The 20,594-nt window shown below is 64.2% G+C and carries 13 protein-coding genes and 1 pseudogene; 8 read left to right on the plus strand and 6 right to left on the minus strand.

From position 1 onward, the window contains the following. The first annotated feature begins 134 nt into the window (after positions 1-134). The 3 genes and pseudogenes from JF515_RS12650 to JF515_RS19415 all read left to right on the plus strand — a co-directional run bounded on the left by JF515_RS12650 (position 135) and on the right by JF515_RS19415 (position 5,872). A complete protein-coding gene (locus JF515_RS12650; RefSeq protein WP_194298354.1) occupies positions 135-701 on the plus strand; it encodes an NUDIX hydrolase in 567 nt (188 codons plus the stop codon). Between the two features lie 476 nt (positions 702-1,177). Then, a pseudogene (locus JF515_RS19730) lies at positions 1,178-1,225 on the plus strand (hypothetical protein); the annotation flags it as partial. Positions 1,226-2,866: 1,641 nt separating this feature from the next. After that, a complete protein-coding gene (locus JF515_RS19415) occupies positions 2,867-5,872 on the plus strand; it encodes an InlB B-repeat-containing protein (protein WP_238401047.1) in 3,006 nt (1,001 codons plus the stop codon). 92 nt (positions 5,873-5,964) lie between these two features. On the opposite strand, the gene JF515_RS12660 is transcribed toward JF515_RS19415, so the two are convergent. From JF515_RS12660 to purL, 3 genes are all read right to left on the minus strand, one after another. Further along, complete coding sequence (locus JF515_RS12660) at positions 5,965-6,288, minus strand: YqfO family protein (RefSeq protein ID WP_203104798.1); 324 nt, start codon at positions 6,286-6,288, stop codon at positions 5,965-5,967. A gap of 117 nt (positions 6,289-6,405) precedes the next feature. Continuing rightward, the gene (locus tag JF515_RS12665; RefSeq protein ID WP_203104799.1) at positions 6,406-7,113 is read right to left on the minus strand and encodes a PaaI family thioesterase; all 708 of its coding nucleotides are present in this window, start codon (positions 7,111-7,113) and stop codon (positions 6,406-6,408) included. Continuing rightward, complete coding sequence (gene purL, locus JF515_RS12670; protein ID WP_203104800.1) at positions 7,113-11,015, minus strand: phosphoribosylformylglycinamidine synthase; 3,903 nt, start codon at positions 11,013-11,015, stop codon at positions 7,113-7,115. Before purL ends, JF515_RS12665 begins: the two co-directional genes overlap by 1 nt. A 262-nt stretch (positions 11,016-11,277) precedes the next feature. On the opposite strand from purL, the gene mltF reads away from it, so the two are divergent. Continuing rightward, positions 11,278-12,699: a membrane-bound lytic murein transglycosylase MltF gene (mltF, locus tag JF515_RS12675; protein ID WP_203104801.1), complete on the plus strand. Its 1,422-nt coding sequence runs from the start codon at positions 11,278-11,280 to the stop codon at positions 12,697-12,699. Between the two features lie 24 nt (positions 12,700-12,723). On the opposite strand, the gene tadA is transcribed toward mltF, so the two are convergent. Next, positions 12,724-13,194 carry a tRNA adenosine(34) deaminase TadA gene (gene tadA, locus JF515_RS12680; RefSeq protein ID WP_203104802.1) on the minus strand — a complete coding sequence of 157 codons (471 nt, stop codon included), beginning with the start codon at positions 13,192-13,194 and terminating at the stop codon, positions 12,724-12,726. 228 nt (positions 13,195-13,422) lie between these two features. On the opposite strand from tadA, the gene purT reads away from it, so the two are divergent. Together purT and JF515_RS12690 are read left to right on the plus strand one after the other, a co-directional pair. Next, entirely contained in the window at positions 13,423-14,604 is a 1,182-nt protein-coding gene (gene purT, locus JF515_RS12685) for a formate-dependent phosphoribosylglycinamide formyltransferase (RefSeq protein ID WP_203104803.1), read from the plus strand. Between the two features lie 50 nt (positions 14,605-14,654). Continuing rightward, positions 14,655-15,056 carry an NINE protein gene (locus tag JF515_RS12690; RefSeq protein ID WP_203104804.1) on the plus strand — a complete coding sequence of 134 codons (402 nt, stop codon included), beginning with the start codon at positions 14,655-14,657 and terminating at the stop codon, positions 15,054-15,056. Between the two features lie 137 nt (positions 15,057-15,193). On the opposite strand, the gene JF515_RS12695 is transcribed toward JF515_RS12690, so the two are convergent. After that, complete coding sequence (locus JF515_RS12695; protein WP_203104805.1) at positions 15,194-15,577, minus strand: DoxX family protein; 384 nt, start codon at positions 15,575-15,577, stop codon at positions 15,194-15,196. A 238-nt stretch (positions 15,578-15,815) separates the two neighbouring features. On the opposite strand from JF515_RS12695, the gene JF515_RS12700 reads away from it, so the two are divergent. Together JF515_RS12700 and JF515_RS12705 are read left to right on the plus strand one after the other, a co-directional pair. Further along, positions 15,816-16,436 (plus strand): TetR/AcrR family transcriptional regulator, encoded by a 621-nt coding sequence (locus JF515_RS12700; RefSeq protein ID WP_203104806.1) that lies wholly within the window; start codon positions 15,816-15,818, stop codon positions 16,434-16,436. Then, positions 16,433-16,864 (plus strand): PaaI family thioesterase, encoded by a 432-nt coding sequence (locus JF515_RS12705; RefSeq protein ID WP_203104807.1) that lies wholly within the window; start codon positions 16,433-16,435, stop codon positions 16,862-16,864. Before JF515_RS12700 ends, JF515_RS12705 begins: the two co-directional genes overlap by 4 nt. A gap of 628 nt (positions 16,865-17,492) precedes the next feature. On the opposite strand, the gene JF515_RS12710 is transcribed toward JF515_RS12705, so the two are convergent. Beyond that, on the minus strand, positions 17,493-20,588 hold the full coding sequence (locus JF515_RS12710; protein WP_203104808.1) for a transglutaminase-like domain-containing protein: 3,096 nt from the start codon (positions 20,586-20,588) through the stop codon (positions 17,493-17,495). Between the last annotated feature and the right edge of the window lie 6 nt (positions 20,589-20,594).

The following is a 20,594-nucleotide window of genomic DNA, read 5'->3' on the forward strand; positions in this document are numbered from 1 at the left end:
AACCTCGGCCGCCACGATCGGCACCCGCACGAGATTGCCGCCGGCCCACGGAGCCAGTAGTCTGGCCCTTCCCCGCCCGGGCCACACCACCGGGCGGGCCCCTGAACCGCCGAGAGCCCCTGTCGAGAGCCCCTATGAAGTACTGCAGCCATTGCGGCAACGAAGTCCTGTTCTCCGTTCCCGACGGCGACAACCGTCCGCGCTACTGGTGCAACCATTGTGGCGTGATCCACTACCAGAACCCGAAAATCGTGGTTGGTGCGGTGCCGGTCTGGGAAGGCCGCTTTCTGCTCTGCAAACGGGCCATCGAACCGCGCATCGGCTACTGGACCCTGCCCGCCGGCTACATGGAAAACGGCGAGACCCTGCAGGAGGGCGCCGCCCGGGAAACCTGGGAGGAAGCCTGCGCCACCGTGGCCATCGGCGACCTGTACACGGTGTTCAACCTGCCGCACATCAACCAGGTGTACATGTTCTTCCTGGGCGAGATGGTCAACGGCGACTATGGGGTGGGCGACGAGAGCGCCGACGCCGGCCTGTTCAGCGAGGACGAGATCCCCTGGGACCAACTGGCCTTCCCCACCATCGGGCGCACCCTGAAGTACTACATCCAGGACCGCGCCAACGGCAACGACTACCCGATCCGCACCCAGGACATCCAGCCGCTGAAGCGCAAACCGTCCCTCGACGACGCTCTTTAGCAACACCCCAAAGAGCGCGTCCAATACGCAATTCATACAACCGGTATACACTCCGTCACAAAATCAGGTTAAAGTGCCCCTTCATAAGTCGATAACAACATAAATCGGACTGTCAGGGCGGCTGGCGCCCTCGTCCATAGTTACCGGCGTGTAAACGCCACCGTTCGGGGGAACGTAACTTGACCGCCTTTTCCTATGCCCGACGCGGCCTGGCCGCGTTGTTGGTTGCCGCCGCGTGCCTGATCGCCCAGGCCGCCACCGCCCAGACCTTCAATGCCGCCAACTGGGAGGCCTTCGCCGCCCTCAACGCGGACTCGCCCAACAATCAGGTACGTGCCACGGCCGAGTACAAGGGCGACCTGTACGTCGGCGGCACCTTCGCCCAGGTCGGCGGCGAGCAGGTCTACTACGTGGCCCGCTGGAACGGCTACCGGTGGGAGAAGCTGGGCGATGGGGTCAACAACGCGGTCTACGCCATGACCGTGTACGACGGCAAACTGATCGTCGGCGGCTCCTTCACCACCACCAGCGGCGTCAGCGCTTTGCGCATCGCCAGTTGGGACGGCGAGCAATGGGCGCCCCTGGGCGACGGGCTCAATTCCAGCGTGGTGGACCTGACCGTCTACAACGGCGAGCTGATCGCCGGTGGTATTTTCACCAGCGCCGGGGGCCAAAGCGTTAATCGCATTGCGCGCTGGGACGGTAGCAATTGGCACGGCATGGGTGGTCCTGACCAGGGTACCGTTAACTCGCTGTCGGAATACAACGGCGATCTGATCGCGGTGGGCTCTTTTTACATGGTCAATGGTGAAAACCATAACTATATCACCCGTTGGGACGGTAGCTCATGGTCCAATCTGGGTGAAGGTCTGAATACCACCGTTACCGATGCGGTTGAGTTCCAAGGCAAACTCTATGCAACCGGTCAATTTACTGACTCTGGAGGTCATGCTTCCCCATACATAGCAGTATGGGATGGCAGCGCATGGTCAGCGGTGGGTGGTGGTTTATCCGGTGCCGGTTATTCGCTATATGCTGATAACGATAAGCTTTATGTTGGCGGTCAATTTGAAACGGCCGACGGCATTAGCAGTTTAGGTATTGCCGCTTGGGACGGCAGCAGTTGGCAAGCCGTTGGTGATGGTCTGGGGCTTTACGCCGGTACGGTGATTCGTATCTACCACATCACTAAGTTCAACAACGAAATTGTATTGGGCGGTCTGCTCGATAAAAATGGCGTTGTTAACTTAGTGCGCTTGAACAATGGTAGCCAGTGGCAAGGTTTTCAATCGACCTTCCTTGACGGTTCGACACAGGTCGTCGCGGAATATGATGGCGATACCATTGTTGGCGGTGACTTTACCGAAATCTCAGGTATTGCAGCAAACAGGATTGCGCGCTGGGACGGCTCGCAATGGCACGCAATGGGGGATGGTTTTAACGGTACGGTAACGACCATCGCGAGTTACCAAGGTGAACTCTATGCGGCCGGAACATTCGACCATAGCGGTAGCTCCGCGGTGGCGCACGTGGCGCGTTGGGATAACGACGGGCAAACCTGGCAGCCGTTAGCGACCGGTGTGAATAATACCGTTTATCGCGTAAAAGTGATCAACAACGAGTTATGGGTATTGGGCGACTTTAGCGTGGCAGATGGCGAGTCTGCCACTGGCATGGCGCGCTGGGATGGCAGTCAATGGTCAGGCGTTGATTTTCCTTATCAAGTTCACTATGGGCCAACTGATGTTGTCGAGTACCGGGGTGAAGTGGTTGTTAGCGGTCGCTTCTATAACCCGGAGGGCTTTCTGCTGTTTAAAGTCGTCGCATTCGATGGCGAGCAGTGGTACCCGCTAGAGCTTGATGCCGTCACTGGTATGGTTCTGAGCATGGCGGTGCATGATGATGTTCTGTATGTGACCGGCAATATCTATCGCATGAACGAGAGCATCAGTGCGAGTGGGGTTGCGGCTTGGGATGGCAGTCAATGGTCTAATGTTGGCGACAGCGATGTTGGTTCTGGAAAAACCTTGCAATCGTTTAAGCAGACGTTGTTCTTAGGTAGCGATAGCGGTTTATACGTTCTTAAAGACGGTACTTTCCAACAACCTGACACGAGTGTTAACCAGCTAATCAATGGATTAGATATTGCTGACGACAGCCTTTATTTGACCGGCGCCTTTTCCTCCGCGGGCGGTCAGCCCACACAGAATCTGGCGCGTCTAATCCCGAACCTGACACTGACCCTGGACGCCCGGAACGGCGATGCGGCGGAGACCACCCGTTACTTCCCCGACACCACCATTCCGCTGCCCCAGCCGCAGCGGGACGGCTATCTCTTCGAGGGCTGGAACACCGCCTCCGACGGCAGCGGCACCGGGTACACCGATAGTCTGGCGCTGGGCAGTATGGCCCAGACCCTGTATGCCCAATGGCGGCTGGAGGTCTATACGGTCAGTTTCGACACCGACGGCGGCGAGGCTCTGGACGATCTGGAACTGGAGCCCGGCGCCGCCCTCAGCGCCCCGACCCCGGTACGGGAAGGCTATACCTTCACCGGCTGGCAGCCCGCCCTGCCCGCCACCATGCCCGAGACCGATCTGGCCGTGACCGCGCAGTGGCAGGTCAACCAGTACACCCTGACCTTCAACAGCAACGGCGGCAGCGCCGTGGGCGCTCTCACCCAGGACTACGGCAGCGCCATCACCGCACCCACCGCACCCACCCTGGCGGGGTACACTTTCACCGGCTGGAGCCCGGCGGTGCCGGCCACCGTGCCGGCGCAAAACCTGACCCTGACGGCTCAGTGGCAGGTCAACCAGTACACTCTGACCTTCGACAGTAACGGCGGCAGCGCCGTGGGCGCCCTGACCCAGGATTACGGCAGCGCCGTGACCACTCCCGCCGCACCGACCCGCGAGGGGCACACCTTCACCGGCTGGAGCCCGGCGGTACCGGCTACCGTGCCCGCCCAGAACCTGACCCTGACCGCCCAGTGGGAAGTGAATCAGTACACCATTACCTTCGACAGCGATGGCGGTAGCGCGGTCGGTGCGCTGACGCAGGATTATGGCAGCGCCGTGACCGCTCCCACCGCCCCCACCCGCGAAGGGTACGCGTTCACCGGCTGGAGCCCGGCCCTGCCCGCCACCGTGCCGGCCCGGGACCTGACCGTCACCGCCCAGTGGTCCGTGAACGCCTACACGCTCACCTTCGACAGCGCCGGCGGCACCGCCGTGGCGCCGCTGACCCAGGACTACGGCACCGCCATCACCGCGCCTACGGCGCCGCAGCGGGAATTCCACGTCTTCCAGGGGTGGAGCCCGGCGCTGCCAGCCACCATGCCCGCGGAGAACCGGGTGCTGACGGCGGTCTGGCAGGAATACGGTCGCTACACCGCCGCCGTGGTGGTACAGGGTGAGGGCCAGGTCACCCCGGCCAGCCAGACCCTCTACGAGACCCAGTCCGCCCAGTTCTCGCTGACGCTCAACGATCCCGACGACTACGTCACCGTGAACGGCTGCGGCGCCAGCCTGGCTGGCGGCCTGATCACCACCGCGCCGCTCACCGCCAACTGCACGGTGCAGGTTGGCATCTTCCCCTCCACCCAGCCGGAGAAGGACAAGGAAGGTCCGTTGGCCAGCGCCGAAAGCGTGCGATTCCGCCTGCAGGGTGGTGCCGGCGAAAAAACCCTGTCGTCCGTCTATCTGATGCGATCCGGCGTGGACGCGCCGTTGTTCGGCGATCAGATGGATACCCTGCTGACCCTCAACGAGGACGGCAGCTACACTTTCATCGCCGAACGCACCGGTCGCTATACCCTGCTGTTCAGCGACGCGGTGTCCGGCGAGGTCACCGAGGTAACCATCGATGTGCTGCCGTACCTGGCGTTCGCCAGCAGCCATCGCCGCGCCCTGCGCGACGACGCCAGCGTAATCAACCTGTGGCTCAGCGACGAGCCGATCGAGTACCCGGTGACCGCCACCCTGAATGGTAGCGGCATGGATTTCGAGTCCCAGGCCGTCAGCCTCTCCGCGAGCGATGCGCTGCGGCGGTCTTTCTCCGTGCCCACCGGCGGCGGCGACACCGCCGCCCTCGAACTCACCGACCTGGCCGGCGCACTGGCCGGTAACCCCGTCAATCAGGCCCTGACCCTGCAAAGCGACCCGCTGCCGCTGTCGTTGGCTCTGGACGTGGTCCAGGGCATCGTCACCGGCACCCGGGTGGTGAGCCGTTACGACGGCACCGTGACGGTTACCGTGGACGCCGGTGGCGCCCTGGTCGATCAATATGACTGGCAAGCGCCCGCGCTGACACTGACCGCCAATGGCAACCAGGCCGGCTTCGATCCGCAGACGCTGGACCCGGGCGCCTATCAGCTCACCGTAACCGCCAGCAACGCCGACACAGACGGGGTGGCCGTGCTTACCCTGCAGGTGGTGGACGCTTGCCCGCTGGAAGGGTGCGGCGGCCTGCTGCAGGGCGTGCCCGCTCCGGCCAATCCCCAGGCTGGCAACGACCACAGGCTGGCCCTGTGCCCCGGCAGTCGGGTGACGCTCTGCGAGGGCGAAAGCAGCGCGTATCTGGAAACCGCCAACGCCTTCCGTCTGGCCCTGGGCGGCACCAGCGGCGCTCAATCCTGGGCCAGCGGCGAGTTCGGCCTCGGTGTCAGCGACGCTTCCCTACCCCGGGACGACGCCTACCTGCATCACGGCGTGGCCGTCGATTTCGAGATCCAGAGTCTCGACCAACCCGGCGAGACGGTGCCGGTGGCCATCCCCCTGGTCGGCGATACGGTGATCCCCGCCGACGCGGCATGGCGGAAGTACCAGAACGGTGGCTGGCATCTATTCCTCGAGGATGAGCTCAACCAGTTGCACAGCGCGCCGAAAAACGGCCTGGGCCGATGCCCGGCGGTGTCCTCGGACGGTTGGACGCCGGGGCTCAGCGAGGGCGATGCCTGCGTGCGTCTGTCCATCCAGGACGGCGGCCCCAACGACGCCGATGGCCGGGCCGACGCCGTGATCCGCGACCCGGGCACCCTGGCCGTGCCACGCGCGGAACAGGGCGAACGCCCCGAGGACCTGTGGGGTAAAGGTGGCGCCAGCGGTGGTCTGATGGTGGCTCTGCTCGGTCTGCTGGCGTTACGGCGCCGGCGGCCGGGCCTCGCTTGAAACGGAAGGCTTGATCGCCACTGAAGCCGCTCCTACGGCAGGCTCGATGAACACGGTAGGAGCGTCCGGGCGGCGTACCGCCTCAGTGGCGATCAGCCGGGCAGGTCCTCGAGGCGCCACAGATCGATGGCGGGTTCTTCGTAGGGGTGGGCCAGGCGCAGGGCGCTGAGGGCGGCCTTGAGGTGGTCGTCGGTGCAGATCATCTCGACGCGGAATTCGTCCACGGTCTCGATTTCACCGTGCTCGCCGAGATGGGGGTTACTGCCTTCCAGGGGCCGGAACTGGCCCTGGCCGCGCACCTGGAAGCTGCAACGGTCGTAGTTGCCGATGCGACCGGCGCCGGCCTCGAAGACGGCGGTCTTGACCGCCTCGGCGTGGTCTTCCGGTACGTAGAAGCACAGCTTGTAGACGATCATGGGTCGCGGTCTCCGGTTGGGTGGACGTATTGTGGCGGCCGGATCGCGGCTGAAGCGGTGCGCCGCCCGGCCGCTCCTACAGATCTTTCGTAGGAGCGGCTTTAGCCGCGATTCCCATCAAGCCGGCTGGTTGGCCTCCGCCAGGTGCGCGAAGCGGTCGCGCAGGCGGTAATCGCCCTGGGCGGAGATCCAGATGCCGGTGGCCTCCACGGTCTGGGTGTCACCGGCGAACACCTTCGCCTCGGTGAACAGCTTACGCCCTTCCAGCCGATTCACGCGCGCCTCGAAGCGGATTTCCGTGTTCAGCGGCGTGGGCGCCAGGTAGCGGATATTGAGGGTGCCGGTCATGCCCAGGCCGGTGACGAAATCCTGGGTCTTGGCCATCAGCATGTCCAGGGCCAGGGCCAGCACACCGCCGTGCACCTTGCCCGGCGGGCCCATGAACACCCGCCCGAAGGTGGCGCTGCCGCGCACGGTGTCGCCGTCCACCCACAGGGTCATGGGCGGCGACAGCGGGCTGGCCGGGCCGGACAGAATCTCGAACTCGGCCATGTCCAGGGCGTCCTGGCGGCTGCCCTGCCCGCTGATCAGGCGGCCCAGAATGTCGCGCATGCTCCGGTGGCCATGGCCTTCCAGTTGCTCGCGCAGGGCGCGGGCCTGTTCGGTGTAGGCGGCCAGGGCCGCCTCATCCGCGTCCAGCCGTACCAGCTGCTCGCTGATCGCCAGCAGCTCCCGGGCCAGCGCCCGGCGCTGCTCGGACACGGGGGTCGGCTCGGGGGATTCGCCGATGGGCAGATCGAAATAATTAAACGTCTCGTTGGTCATCAACCCACCCACTTGCGCGCGTTGGCGAACAGCCGGTACCAGGGGCCGTTCTCGAAGCGGTGCCAGTCGTCAGGAATCCAGCTGTTCTGCAGCACGCGGAACACCCGCTCCGGGTGCGGCATCATGATGGTGACGCGGCCATCGCGGGTGGTGAAGCCGGTGGCGCCCCGGGCGGAGCCGTTGGGGTTGGCCGGATACTGTTCCGCCGGGTTGCCCAGGCCGTCCACGAAGCGCATCGCCAGCAGACGGTCCTCCTCGTTGCGGCGCAGGGCGTCATCGCTGATTTCCACCCGGCCTTCGCCGTGGGCCACGGCGATGGGCAGGCGGGTGCCGGCCATGTCCTTAAGCAGAATGGACGGCGAATCCTGCACTTCCACCAGGGAAGTGCGCGCCTCGAACTGCTCGCTCAGGTTGCGCACGAAGCGCGGCCAGTGCTCCGCCCCGGGGATCAGATCCTTGAGGTTGGACAGCATCTGGCAGCCGTTGCACACGCCCAGGGCAAAGGTGTCGTCGCGGAAGAAAAAGCGGTTGAAGGCTTCGCGCAGACGTTCGTTGTAGAGCACCGTCTTGGCCCAGCCCTCGCCGGCGCCGAGCACGTCGCCGTAGGAGAAACCGCCACAGGCCACCAGCCCTTTCATGTCGGCCAGATCCACCCGACCGGCGAGCAGGTCACTCATGTGCACATCCACGGCGCGGAAGCCGGCCCGGTCGAAGGCGGCGGCCATCTCCATATGGCCGTTGACGCCCTGCTCGCGGAGCACGGCGATGGAGGGTCTCGCACCTGTGTTTATGTAAGGCGCGTTGAGATAGGGCGCGGCCACGTCCTCGCTCATGTCGAAGGTGAGGCGCACGTTCAGGCCCGGATCATTGGAGTCGGGCACGGCGTCGAATTCCTGGCGCGCGCAATCCGGGTTGTCGCGCAGGGCCTGGATGCGATAGCTGGTTTCCGACCACAGCCGTTGCAGGCCCCAGCGCGGGCGCTCGCGCAACACCGCGCCGCCCAGGCGCAGACGCATGATGTCGTCGTCGTTGGGGGTACCCACGTGATGCACGCAACCGGCCAGGCCGGCGTCCTGATAGCGCTGACGCACCGCCTCCACCTCCTCGGCCCGCACCTGGATCACCGCGCCGGCCTCCTCGGCGAACAGCGCCGCCACCGCTTCCGGGCCGTCACCGGCGATGTTATCGAGCACGATGTCGATGCCCACCCGGCCGGCGAAGGCCATCTCCGCCAGGGTGGTGAACAGGCCGCCGTCCGAGCGGTCGTGATAGGCCAGCAGGCGGCCCTCGGCGAGCAGCGCCTGGGTCACTTCGAAGAACGCCACCAGGTCGTTGGCATCATCCAGATCCGGCGCCTCGGCGCCCACCTGGCCGTACACCTGGGCCAGGGCGGAACCGCCCAGGCGGTTCTGGCCCCGGCCCAGGTCGATGAGCAGCAACTCGCTGTCCATGCCGGTGCGGATCTGCGGAGTGGCGGTGAGGCCGATGTCGGTGACGGTGGCGAAACCGGACACGATCAGCGACAGCGGCGCGGTGACGCTTTTCTCCAGGCCGCGTTCCTGCCACAGGGTGCGCATGGACAAGGAGTCCTTGCCCACCGGAATGGCGATGCCCAGCGCCGGGCACAGCTCCATGCCCACCGCCTTGACGGTATCAAACAGGGCCTGGTCCTCGCCGGGATGGCCGGCGGCGGCCATCCAGTTGGCGGACAGGCGGATGTTGCCCAGGGCGCCGATGTGGGCGGCGGCCAGGTTGGTGAGCGTCTCGGCCACCGCCATGCGGCCGGCCGCGGCGGCGTTGACCAGGGCCGCCGGGGTGCGCTCGCCCATGGCCATGGCCTCACCGGTGCGCTGGTTGTAGCCGGTGGCGGTGACCGCGCAATCGGCCACCGGCACCTGCCAGGGGCCGACCATCTGGTCGCGGTGCACCAGGCCAGTCACCGAGCGGTCGCCGATGGTGATCAGGAAGCTTTTGGAGGCCACCGTGGGCAGGCGCATGACCCGCTCGATGGCGTCCTTGAGTTCGATGCCGTCAGTGCTGAACGGTCGGCGCTCGAAGTCCTCGCGGTCAAAGGCGCGTTGCATCTTCGGCGCCTTGCCGAACAGCACGTCCATGGGCAGATCCACGGGCGCGTCGCCGAAATGTTCGTCGCCCACCCGCAGGTGCTCCTCGCTGGTGGCCTCGCCGAGCACCGCGAACGGCGCGCGCTCGCGCTCGCACAGGGCGCTGAAGCGCTCCAGGTCCTCGGGCAGCACCGCCAGTACGTAGCGCTCCTGGGCCTCGTTGCACCAGATTTCCACCGGGCTCATGCCGGGCTCGGCGCTGGGGATTTTGCGCAGTTCCAACCGCGCGCCCCGGTCATGGTCGTGGACCAGTTCCGGCAACGCGTTGGACAGGCCGCCGGCGCCCACGTCGTGCACCGACACGATCGGGTTGTCGTCGCCCAGGGCCCAGCAGCGGTCGATCACTTCCTGCACCCGGCGCTCGATCTCCGGGTTGTCGCGCTGCACCGAGGCGAAATCCAGGGTCTCGTCGGATTCACCGCTGGCCATGGAACTGGCGGCGCCGCCGCCCAGGCCGATCAGCATGGCCGGGCCGCCCAGCACGATCACCTTGGCGCCGTCGGGAATCTCGTTCTTGTGCACATGGCCGTCGCGCACGTTGCCCAGGCCACCGGCGATCATGATCGGCTTGTGGTAGCCACGCCGTTCCTCGCCGTTGATGCCCGGAGCCTGCAGTTCCAGGGTTCGGAAGTAACCGCACAGGTTGGGGCGGCCGAATTCGTTGTTGAAAGCGGCGCCGCCCAGGGGGCCCTCGATCATGATGTCCAGCGGCGAGGCGATACGGTCCGGGCGGCCGTAGTCGTCTTCCCAGGGCTGCTCGAAGCCGGGAATGCGCAGGTTGGACACCGAGAAGCCGGTGAGCCCGGCCTTGGGTTTGCCGCCCCGGCCGGTGGCGCCCTCGTCACGAATCTCGCCGCCGGCGCCGGTGGCCGCGCCCGGGTGCGGGGCGATAGCGGTGGGATGGTTGTGAGTCTCCACCTTCATCAGCATGTGCACCGGCTCGTTGACGTAGCGGTACACCTGGGCGCCACTGTCTTCGGCGGGGAAAAAGCGGTCCGCCACCGGGCCTTGCACCACCGCCGCGTTGTCACTGTAGGCGCTGAGCACGCCGTCCGGTGCCTGTTTGTGGGTGTTGCGGATCATCGCGAACAGGCTCAGATCCTGCGCCTCGCCGTCGATGGTCCAGTCGGCGTTGAAGATCTTGTGGCGGCAGTGCTCGGAATTGGCCTGGGCGAACATCATCAGCTCGGCGTCCGAGGGGTTGCGACCCAGGGCGGTGAAGCGCTCCACCAGGTAGTCGATCTCGTCGTCGGCCAGGGCCAGCCCCAGCTCGCCATTGGCTTCGGCCAGGGCCTCGCGACCGCCGCCGATCACATCCACGGTGGTGAGCGGGCGCGGCTGGTGGTGGGTGAACAGCCGGTCGGCGTCCTCGAGCCGCTCCAGTACCGCTTCCACCATGCGGTCGTGCAGGGCGGCGGCCAGCTCCCGGCGCTCCGCCGGGGCGTCCATGCTCAGGCGGTATTCGATACCGCGCTCCACCCGCGCCACCTTGTCCAGGCCGGCGTTGTGGCAGATGTCGGTGGCCTTGGACGACCAGGGCGATACCGTGCCCGGGCGCGGCACCACCACATAGAGATCGCCGTCCACCGGCGTCTCCTCCAGGGTGGGGCCGTATTCCAGCAGGCTTTCGAGAACCCGCTGCTCACGCTCGTCGAGTTCGGCCTCCAGCTCCACGAAATGCACGTATCGGGCCGACAGCGCCGCCACGTTGGGCAGGGCTTCGAGCAGTTTTTCCTTACGAAAGGCGGACAGCGCCGGGCTACCTGGGAGGATCAGCATAGGAACGGCTTTTTCCATCGAGTGACTGTACGGGGGAGACGACGGAGCCACGGGCTCCAAGGCCCGCAATGATACGGGATGGAGGTCGGAATTCCTATTCGCAGAACCGCCGGCGGTGGTGGCGGTCATAGGCTGCGCCAATGGGGCCAATACATCTTTCGTTACCCCTTACCCGGGTAAATTTGCTGGATTTTTAAGCAATCCGCCGGCAAAATTGCGCCCGCATTACGTGATCGGGATCACAAACGGAGCCCCCACGGACATGACGACGCTGTTCAAACCAAGCCGACACGGCCTGGCCAGGCACCTTCTTGCCCCGCTGGCACTGCTGGCGGTGGTGTGCGCCACCCTGGCCCTGCGCCCCACCCCCACCGCCCTGGAACGCATCCAGGCGCGGGGCGAGCTGGTGGTGGCCACGCGTCCGTCCCTGACCACCGTGTACCGGGATTCCAACGGCCTCACCGGCATGGAGTACGAACTCGCCAAGGGCTTCGCCGACCGCCTGGGCGTGAAGCTCGAACTGCTCAAACTGGACAGCAATGACGCCCTTCGCCAGGCGGTACGCCGCGGCAAGGCCGACCTGGCCGCCGCCGCGCTGCTCGCCGGCGAGGATGAGCAACGGGGTCTGCGCTACAGCACCCCCTACCAGAACGTGGACACCCTGGTGATGTACCGCCTGGGTGGCGCGCGGCCCACCAGCCTGGCCGATCTGGCCGGCAAGACCCTGGTGGTGCGCGCCGGCAGCCGGCACGCGGACATGCTCGCCGATGCACGGGCCAGCAACCCCGGGCTGGTGTTCACCGTGGAAGAGAAGTCCTCCGCCGAGCAGGTGCTGGCCACCATCGAACAAGGGGACGCCGACTACGCCCTGATCAACTCCAATGCCTATGTCATGCATCGGGCCCTGTTCCCGGATCTGGCCTCCGGCTTCACGCTGAACCGCGACCAGGGGCTGGCCTGGGCCTTCGACGCCCGCGACGACCAGAGCCTGTACCTGGCTGCCCAGCGCTATCTCACCCGGATCAAGGCGGACGGCACCGCCGAGCGCCTGGTGGACCGTTTCTACGGACACCTGGATCAGTTTGATCTGTACGCCGCGCGCAGCTTCATCCAACACCTGGACGACCGGCTGCCCAACTACACCGCCGACTTCCGTCAGGCCGCCGACAGCGCCGGCTTCGACTGGCGCCTGCTGGCCGCCATGGCCTACCAGGAATCGCTCTGGGACGCCCAGGCCATCTCTCCCACCGGGGTCGAGGGCCTGATGATGCTGACCACGCGCACCGCCCGGGAAATGGGCATCAGCGACCGCACCGACCCGGCCCAGAGCATCCGCGCCGGCGCCGGCTATCTGCGCCAGCTCCACAACCGTATTCCCGAGCGCATCCAGGAACCGGACCGCACCTGGATGGCCCTGGCCGCCTACAACATGGGCATGGGGCACCTGGAAGACGCCCGCGTGCTGACCCAGCGCCAGGGCGACAATCCGGACCGCTGGCAGGACGTGAAAACCCGACTCACCCTGCTCGACGACCCGGGCTACGTGAACCAGCTCCGCTACGGCGCCGCCCCCGGCGGCCAGGCGGCGGTATACGTGCGGCATATCCGCCACTACTACGATCTGCTGGTGCGCGCCGACAATTCCGAGCGCCACGGCCAGACTCTGCTCGCCACCAGCGAATAATCCCTCCGGACGAAGAGCGCGGCTTCAGCCGCGATCCGCGCCCCGGTCCCGCCTTTGCCGAAAGAAATCCCGCAACAGCGCGGCCGCCCGCTCCGCCGCCACGCCCCCCACCACCTCCACGCGATGGTTGTAGAAGCTCCGCTCCGGCAACCCGAGCTGGCTTTCACAAACGCCGGCCCGGGGCTCGCGGGCGCCGTACACCAGCCGCGCGATGCGGGCGTGCATCAAGGCCCCGAAGCACATCGTGCAAGGCTCGATGGTGACGTACAGGGTGGCGCCTGGCAGCCGGTAATTGCCCTCGCGGGCGGCGGCGGCGCGCAGGGCATTGACCTCGGCATGACCGGTGGGGTCGTGGGCGCCGATCGGCCGGTTCCAGCCCTCGCCCAGCACCTCGCCATTGCGTACCACCAGCGCCCCCACCGGCACCTCGCCCTCGGCGCCGGCCCGCTCCGCCAGCGCCAGCGCCCGGTCCATCCAGTACTCGTCGTCACCCATTAATTCGTTTCCTCGTTCAACGCGGGCCATATGTTCGACCCGGGCCATAGACCCGGGTCATAGTAGGAGCGGCTTCAGCCGCGATCAAAGCGCTTTCCCGCTTTCGCGGCTGAAGCCGCTGCCACGGAACCTTCGAAGCTTGCCGCTTCGTCCCCGCTTTCCGCTACAATCGTGCCTCACCCGCCGCACGCCCGCGGCACACCGTTGTGAAATTGAGGAGCCGCCACCATGACGACTCTGGGCACCCCCTACGCCGCCGGCGCCACCCGCGTATTGCTGCTGGGTTCCGGGGAACTGGGCAAGGAAGTCACCATCGAGCTGACCCGTCTGGGTTGTGAAGTGATCGCCGTGGACCGTTACGACAACGCCCCGGCCATGCAGGTGGCGCACCGCCGGCATGTGATCAATATGCTCGACGCCGCCGCGCTACGCGCCGTGGTGGAGCAGGAGCAACCCCATTACATCGTGCCCGAGATCGAGGCCATCGCCACCGACGAGCTGATCAAGCTGGAGGAGGAAGGCTTCAACGTGGTGCCCACCGCCCGCGCCGCCCGCCTGACCATGAACCGGGAAGGCATCCGCCGGCTGGCCGCGGAGGAGCTGGGCCTGCCCACCTCGCCCTACCGCTTCGCCGGCGACAAGGACGAGTACCTGGCGGCGATCAAGGACGTGGGCCTGCCGTGCGTGATCAAACCGGTGATGTCGTCCTCCGGCAAGGGCCAGAGCCTGGTGAAAAGCGAGGATCAGATCGACGCTGCCTGGGACTACGCCCAGTCCGGTGGTCGCGCCGGCCAGGGCCGGGTGATCGTGGAAGGCTTCGTCGATTTCGAATACGAAATCACCCTGCTCACCGTGCGCCACGTGGGCGGCACCGCCTTCTGCGCGCCCATCGGCCACCGCCAGGAAGACGGCGATTACCGGGAATCCTGGCAGCCGCAGCCGATGAACGACGCCGCCCTGGTGGAAGCGGAACGCCAGGCCCGCGCCATCACCGACGCCCTGGGCGGGCGCGGCATCTTCGGCGTGGAGCTGTTCATCAAAGGCGACCAGGTGTGGTTCAGCGAGGTGTCACCGCGCCCCCACGACACCGGGCTGGTAACGCTGATGTCCCAGGATCTGTCCGAGTTCGCCCTGCATGCCCGGGCCATCCTCGGCCTGCCGGTACCGCTCATCGAGCAACGTGGCCCCAGCGCCTCTTCGGTGCTGCTGGTCAAGGGCGACTCCACCAACATGCGCTACAGCGGCCTGGAGAAGGGCCTGGAGCAACCGGACACCGACCTGCGCCTGTTCGGCAAGCCCGAGGTAAGCGGCAGCCGGCGCCTGGGGGTGGCCCTGGCCCGCGCCGACAGCGTGGAAAAAGCTCGCGCCAAAGCGAACAAGATCATCGCCGGCATCCAGGTGGACCTGTAAGGTCCACCCTTCCCTTCGGGGCCGTGGTTTAACGCAAGGAGAGGTTATTCATGTATCGGGACACCCACAGCAAGGTCATCGGCTACTGCCTCTGGATCTTCGGCTTCATGGGCGCGCACCGTTTCTATTATGGTCGGCAGATCACCGGCACCATCTGGTTCTTCACCCTGGGCCTGTTCTTCATTGGCTGGATCATCGACCTGTTCCTGATCCCGGGAATGGACCGCGACGCCGACCTGCGTTACCGCTCCGGCCCCACCGACTACAACATCGCCTGGATTCTGCTTACTTTCCTGGGCGTGTTCGGCCTGCACCGCTTCTACATGGGCAAGTGGATCACCGGTATTATTTACTTGTTCACCGGGGGCCTGTTCTTGCTCGGCATCCTCTACGATTACTGGACCTTGAACGGCCAGGTCAGCGCCAAGAACATGATGCAGGGCTCGCTGTAGCGGCTACGCCGCGATACAGGGTGCAGGATTCAGGACTCAGGAAAAGCGCGGGCACGGCGCTCGGCGTCTACATAGCCTTGCCCGCGCCTGTATCCTGCATCCTTCATCCTTCATCCTGTATCGCGCCTTTCCTCTTCTCAGTTCTTCATCGCGTACCGGCCACTGCCCAGGAAACACAGCGCCACGGCGGAGAACAGGAACATGCCCTGTAGTTCGAGGGCCCAACCGCCCATGCCCCCCAACGCGAACAGATCACCGAGGTGCGCCAGGGCAATGGCCACCAGCATGTTCCCCACCATCAGCGCCGCGCCGATGCGCGTGTGATAACCGATGATCACCATGATCGGCGCGATCACCTCGCCGATGAACACCCCGTAAGCCAGAAAGCCGGGCAAGCCCACGCTTTCCACCATCCCGGCAATACCGCTGACGCCGTGCTGCAGCTTATGAATGCCGTGCAGCAGAATCATGATCCCCAGCGCCAGGCGCAGAACCAGTTTGCCAATATCGGCGTTTTGCATCGCTGTTTCTCCCTTCCTTACCAGACCTAAGCCACCAAACGCGCTCTATTGAACGATGTCCCCCCACAAAAGGAAAGCCAGTCCTTAACGCTTGCGGGTTTTATGCACGATTGACGCCCATGTCGGTTTCCACCCGGAGGGTGTCCGGATTCACCGTTTCTCCAGGGCAGCCATTTACATGATGATCATCATCAATATATAAATGACGACCATCATCAAAAAAAGCCAGGAGACCGGCATGCGCGTCAGTAAGGCACGGGCCGCCGCCAATCGGGAACGCATCGTCGAGGAAGCCGCCCGGCTGTTCCGGGAACGGGGTTTCGACGGCGTCGGAGTGGCCGCCCTGATGAAACAGGCCGGGCTCACCCACGGCGGCTTCTATGGTCACTTCGACTCCAAGGAGCAACTGATGGCCGAAGCCTGTGAACACGCCATCAACACCGCCGGCCAGGGCTGGGACGAAGCCCGCGAGCGACACGGCGCGCTCTCCATGGACACCGTCGCCGACCGTTACCTGTCCCGCGCCCACCGGGACCATCCCGGCGCCGGCTGCGTGGTGGCCGCCCTGGCCAGCGACGCCCCACGCCAGAGCGCGCCAGTGCGCGCCGCCATGACCGGCAGCGTGCGGCGCCTCATCGCCCTGGTGGAAAGCGCCCTGCCCGGTCACCGGGCAGCGCGCAAGCGGCGCCAGGCCCTGGCCGCCACCGCCGCCATGGTCGGCGGCCTGATCCTGGCCCGCGCCGTGGACGACGACGCCCTCTCCAACGAATTCCTCCAGGCGGTGGCCGCCGAACTGCCCGGCGCCCGAGCATCCGCCTCAACCCAACCTGAAGCAAACCATTCCAAGGAAACCCAATGAGCAATCTCGCGGAAATGACCGGCCTGCAAGCCCTGCAATACGCCCTGGACAATGACGACCGTCCGGGCATCGGCCGCACCATGGAATTCACCCTGGTCGAACTGGAAGAAGGCCGGGTGGTGTTCGAAGGCACGCCCTCGGAAAAGGTCTACAACCCCATCGGCACCGTCCACGGTGGTTACGCCGCCACCCTGCTGGATTCGGCCTGCGGCTGCGCCGTGCACTCCACCCTCGCCGCCGGCCAGGGCTACAGCACCGCCGAACTGAAAGTCGCCTATCACAAGGCCATGACCAAGAACACCGGACCGGTCCGCGCCGAAGGCAAGATCCTCTCCCGAGGCCGCCGGCTGGCCTTCACCGAAGCCCGCCTCACCGGCGCCGACGGCACCCTCTACGCCAGCGCCACCTCCACGCTGATTCTGCTCTAACCCGCCACCAAGCTTCACCTCCGGTGATCCACCCCCAGCGCCGGCGACGCTCTCCCCGCCCGGCGCCTTCGGATCACCGGACTTTTTCTAAAGCGACAGCGACCCGGCTGTGTGTAGTAATGGTATGTCTAGTGATGGTATTCCCCTGACAGTCCACCGCGCCCAAAAGCCATGACCAGATCCCACTGAGCGGTTAAAGCAAGCATTACAAAAGCAGCATCACAACCGGCACGACTAAAACCGTTCTCCAGAAAAGCATTACCAGTCAAAACCATCACAATACAACCTGGCTCCAGGTCAAGCTATATCCCCCGCCGCAAAGATAATCATTGAAAATATCGCCACTCATTATCGCCCCACCCACCCGAAAAGCACGAACACACTACTCAAAAAAATTGTCACCCAGAAAACCCCCACCCCCAATGGCCTCCAGTTTATATTATTTTCAATATATGACTCGTAATCATCCGAATCCCTCAACTCCCAAAAATACATACCAAAAACCAGCACACCGACACCACCAGAAAACCATAAAAAAACAGCCCCCATACCTCGCGCATCATACGCGCTCGACATCAAAATAACCGACAACAAACCATACACACACATTTTTGCCAATATCATAAAATCAGCCTTCGCACGCAGACTCCTTGATCATCCGTCCAAACATCAAACCAGCAATAGAAGCCATAATGGCTGGCACAATACTAAGCATAACCGCACCAACTGCAAATATGGCAAAAATAGACGAAAAGACAATCGCAAGCATTGCCGTATAGATGAACATCGTTATCGCAATAAAGGCGGAAACACCCCAGCCACAGCTTGACAGATTCGAGAAAAAGTCGACCAGAACACCAAGCCCTCCTAACGCTTTTCCGGCAACCCCGGCCCAACCCGCCTTTATTTCAGATACCAGAGTCCCGACCAATGCAAGCAAGGTGGAAAGGTATTCATCGATGAGATCCCCACCATTCTCACCGCTAGCGATCAGATACGCCCCCGCGCCGGTATCTGGGTCAAGCACGGTATAGCCCACGGAGGCACGACCGTGAAAATTGACCGGTCGTTCATGGGCGGTCACCTCCTTACCGGCAAGAACGGCGTTGCGGATATCAGCTTCCTCAGCGAGGCCCAAATCAAGGGCAGCCAGGGCCTGGTTGAGGTTCTTCCGAGTGATGGTCCAGATTTTCTGCCCTTCGGCTGTGGCAAGTTGTAGCGCCTTGACCGCGCTGATGCCATGGGCGGAATTATCTTCGGTGCTGTACATTTGCTCCGGCAATGAATGCTCCATGGCGGAGAGGCGTGCGCCAATCGCCAGGTTTCTAGCTATCCAACGCTTGCGATCATTATCCTTATCCACCTGGATGGCGAGGACGTTATCCACATCCATGGTAAGACCGCCAGCCGTAACGTTTCTTGGTATGCCGAACCAGTAGCGCGGCTGCAGACTGGTTTTAAATAAGCCGTAACTAGGCGCCCGGTACCCAACACTATTCATCTGACGCTCATTGATACGGTCCTGCATGTCGTTAAATGCAAAGTAGCTCAGAATGGTGCTGTAAAGCATATCCCCAACCAATTGCTGTTTGGTGAGGCCGCTGTATTCCTCGTCCTCTAGCTTAGCCTGGGTGGTTTCGAGGTCGGTCTGCAGCTTTTCCGCCGCCGGCCCGCTTATGCCTTGCAGATCCAGAGCAAGCGCGCGGAATTCACCGGCGATGGGCTTGTTCTCGGAGGTGTCCCATCCGCGACCCGGTTGCCAATAGCCCATTTCAGAGGCGAGGCCCGAGCCCATGGCCAGTTCTTGTTCCGGGTTCGCAACGGTTTCCGATCCGATTGAGAATCGTGCTTTCAGATTGATGAGATGACCGGGCAGCGTGTCCGGAAGCTCGCCCGGGTCCAGCTCACCGTCCTCGTCGGCGTCGGGAAGATAGCTGGCCAGGGTGTCTTCATCCTCCTGGGTCGCCGGGGAGAAGGAGAGTGAGAGGCTTTTCCCCGCTAGGGCCACGGTGGGTTCTTCGATGGTCAGTAATTCAGAGCCCTTATAGCCGTTGGTGCTGGTATGCAGTCGGTACCTGAATTTCCAGCGCACTGAATCGGAGAGCTCGTTGGTCGTGAGTTGCCGCGTAACGAGGTCGTAGGGCAAAGACGCTGTCAGTTGTTGATGGATGACGTCCTTGATGGTCTTGGTGCCCAGTACCTCGCCGACCGTGGCTTCCGGGGCCTGATTGTCGATGTACGCTTGTAACTCCGCGCGATAATCTTCCAGCCTTTCCTCGATGGCGGTGCCCGGCACACCCTGCACCCAGCCTTCCTCTTCGTTGATGGTGCTTTCCTGTTCGATGGTGCGGGCCAGGCCTTCGGCGTCGAAGGGGACCTGGTCCTGCAGGTCCATGCCTTCGCTGTATTGGTACTGCTTGAAGCTGGCATCCATGGGTACCCAGGTATCACCGGTGCGGTGATCGGCGCCGCGGCTGGGGTGGAAGTCGATCCAGGCTTCCACCCAGATGTGTTCCAGTTCGAAGTGGCTGATCTGGCCTCCCCGGGTCAGGCCGGTGTTGGGGATGCCACCCTGCCCCATCAAGTTGCCGGCGGCGCTGGGCACGTTGACGCCGCCAACCCAGTTCATGACCTGGTCGGCGGGGATGCGCACGGTGCCCATGGCGTAGCGGGCCGGGATATCGGAGGCGCGCAGCAAGGCGATGAGCAGGCTGGCGGTGTCGAAGGCATTGCCTTTACCCAGTTCCAGGGTGTACTCGGCGCCTTGAATGGAGCCGTAGCTGGGGATGAACTCGATGTTGTTGCGCACCCATTGGTAGATGCGAACCGGGTCGTGGTCGAGTTCGGCGGCTTTGGCCTGCATGGCCGGCGTTTGCGGCGCGTCCAGGGTAGCGGCCAGGGCCTCGTCCGTGGGGGCGCCCGGCGCCACGCTCAGGGCGGCGTTGTTATTCAGGCTGGCGAGTTCAAGCCCTTGCTCAAATAGCGGCAAACCAGTGCGCTGGCTAAGGGCCTCGGCGGAACGCGCCGGGGTCGGCGTCTTGTCCGGGTCCGGGGTGCGCCAGGGCAGTTTGTTCGGGTCGAAGGGGTCGCGGGGCTTGTCCAGGGTGAAACGGTCCATGAAGTCGACCAACGCCGCCATGGCCTCTTCCTGCTCTTCGAGCGAACCGGAATCGAGGGCCTGATCCAGCGTTTCCCGCATGGTGGCATAAGCCTGTTGGTATTCTTCGCGGGCGCGATCATTGCGGTCGAGAATACGCCGCGGCAGATCCTTCTTGCGCAGATGCGCCTCGGTTTCATCGAAGGAGGCCAGGGCTTGCTCGTGCAGGTTGGCCGCCCGCTGTGATAGCCATTGAAGACGAGGCAGCGCCTCGGCGGGCGCCTGTTCGATACCAAACAGCGAACGGGCCTTGCCCAGGAACCCCTGATTTTGTTCGGCGAGGGTATCCGCCATCATAGAGCGCCCGTCCCTGGCTTCCTGGCGGATACCAAGGAGAACCTGCTCCAGGGACTGATGGCGTGCCTCCCAGCTGGCTTGCGCCTGCGCTTCTTTCTGGCGTCCCACTTCCACGGCCACCGCCCAGGAGGGCCAGATCACCGCGTTAAGCAGCATCATCACCGCGACCAGAGCGGTGGTTCGACAGAACCGCCGAGCGTATCGCATCCGCTCCATGGCTGGCGTCGCGTGGCTTTCGGAACTGTTGCGATCCGTCATCGTGGTGTTCATTTGTCG

It is taken from the genome of Alloalcanivorax marinus, from assembly GCF_016785095.1.
GTDB classification, from domain to species: domain Bacteria; phylum Pseudomonadota; class Gammaproteobacteria; order Pseudomonadales; family Alcanivoracaceae; genus Alloalcanivorax; species Alloalcanivorax marinus_A.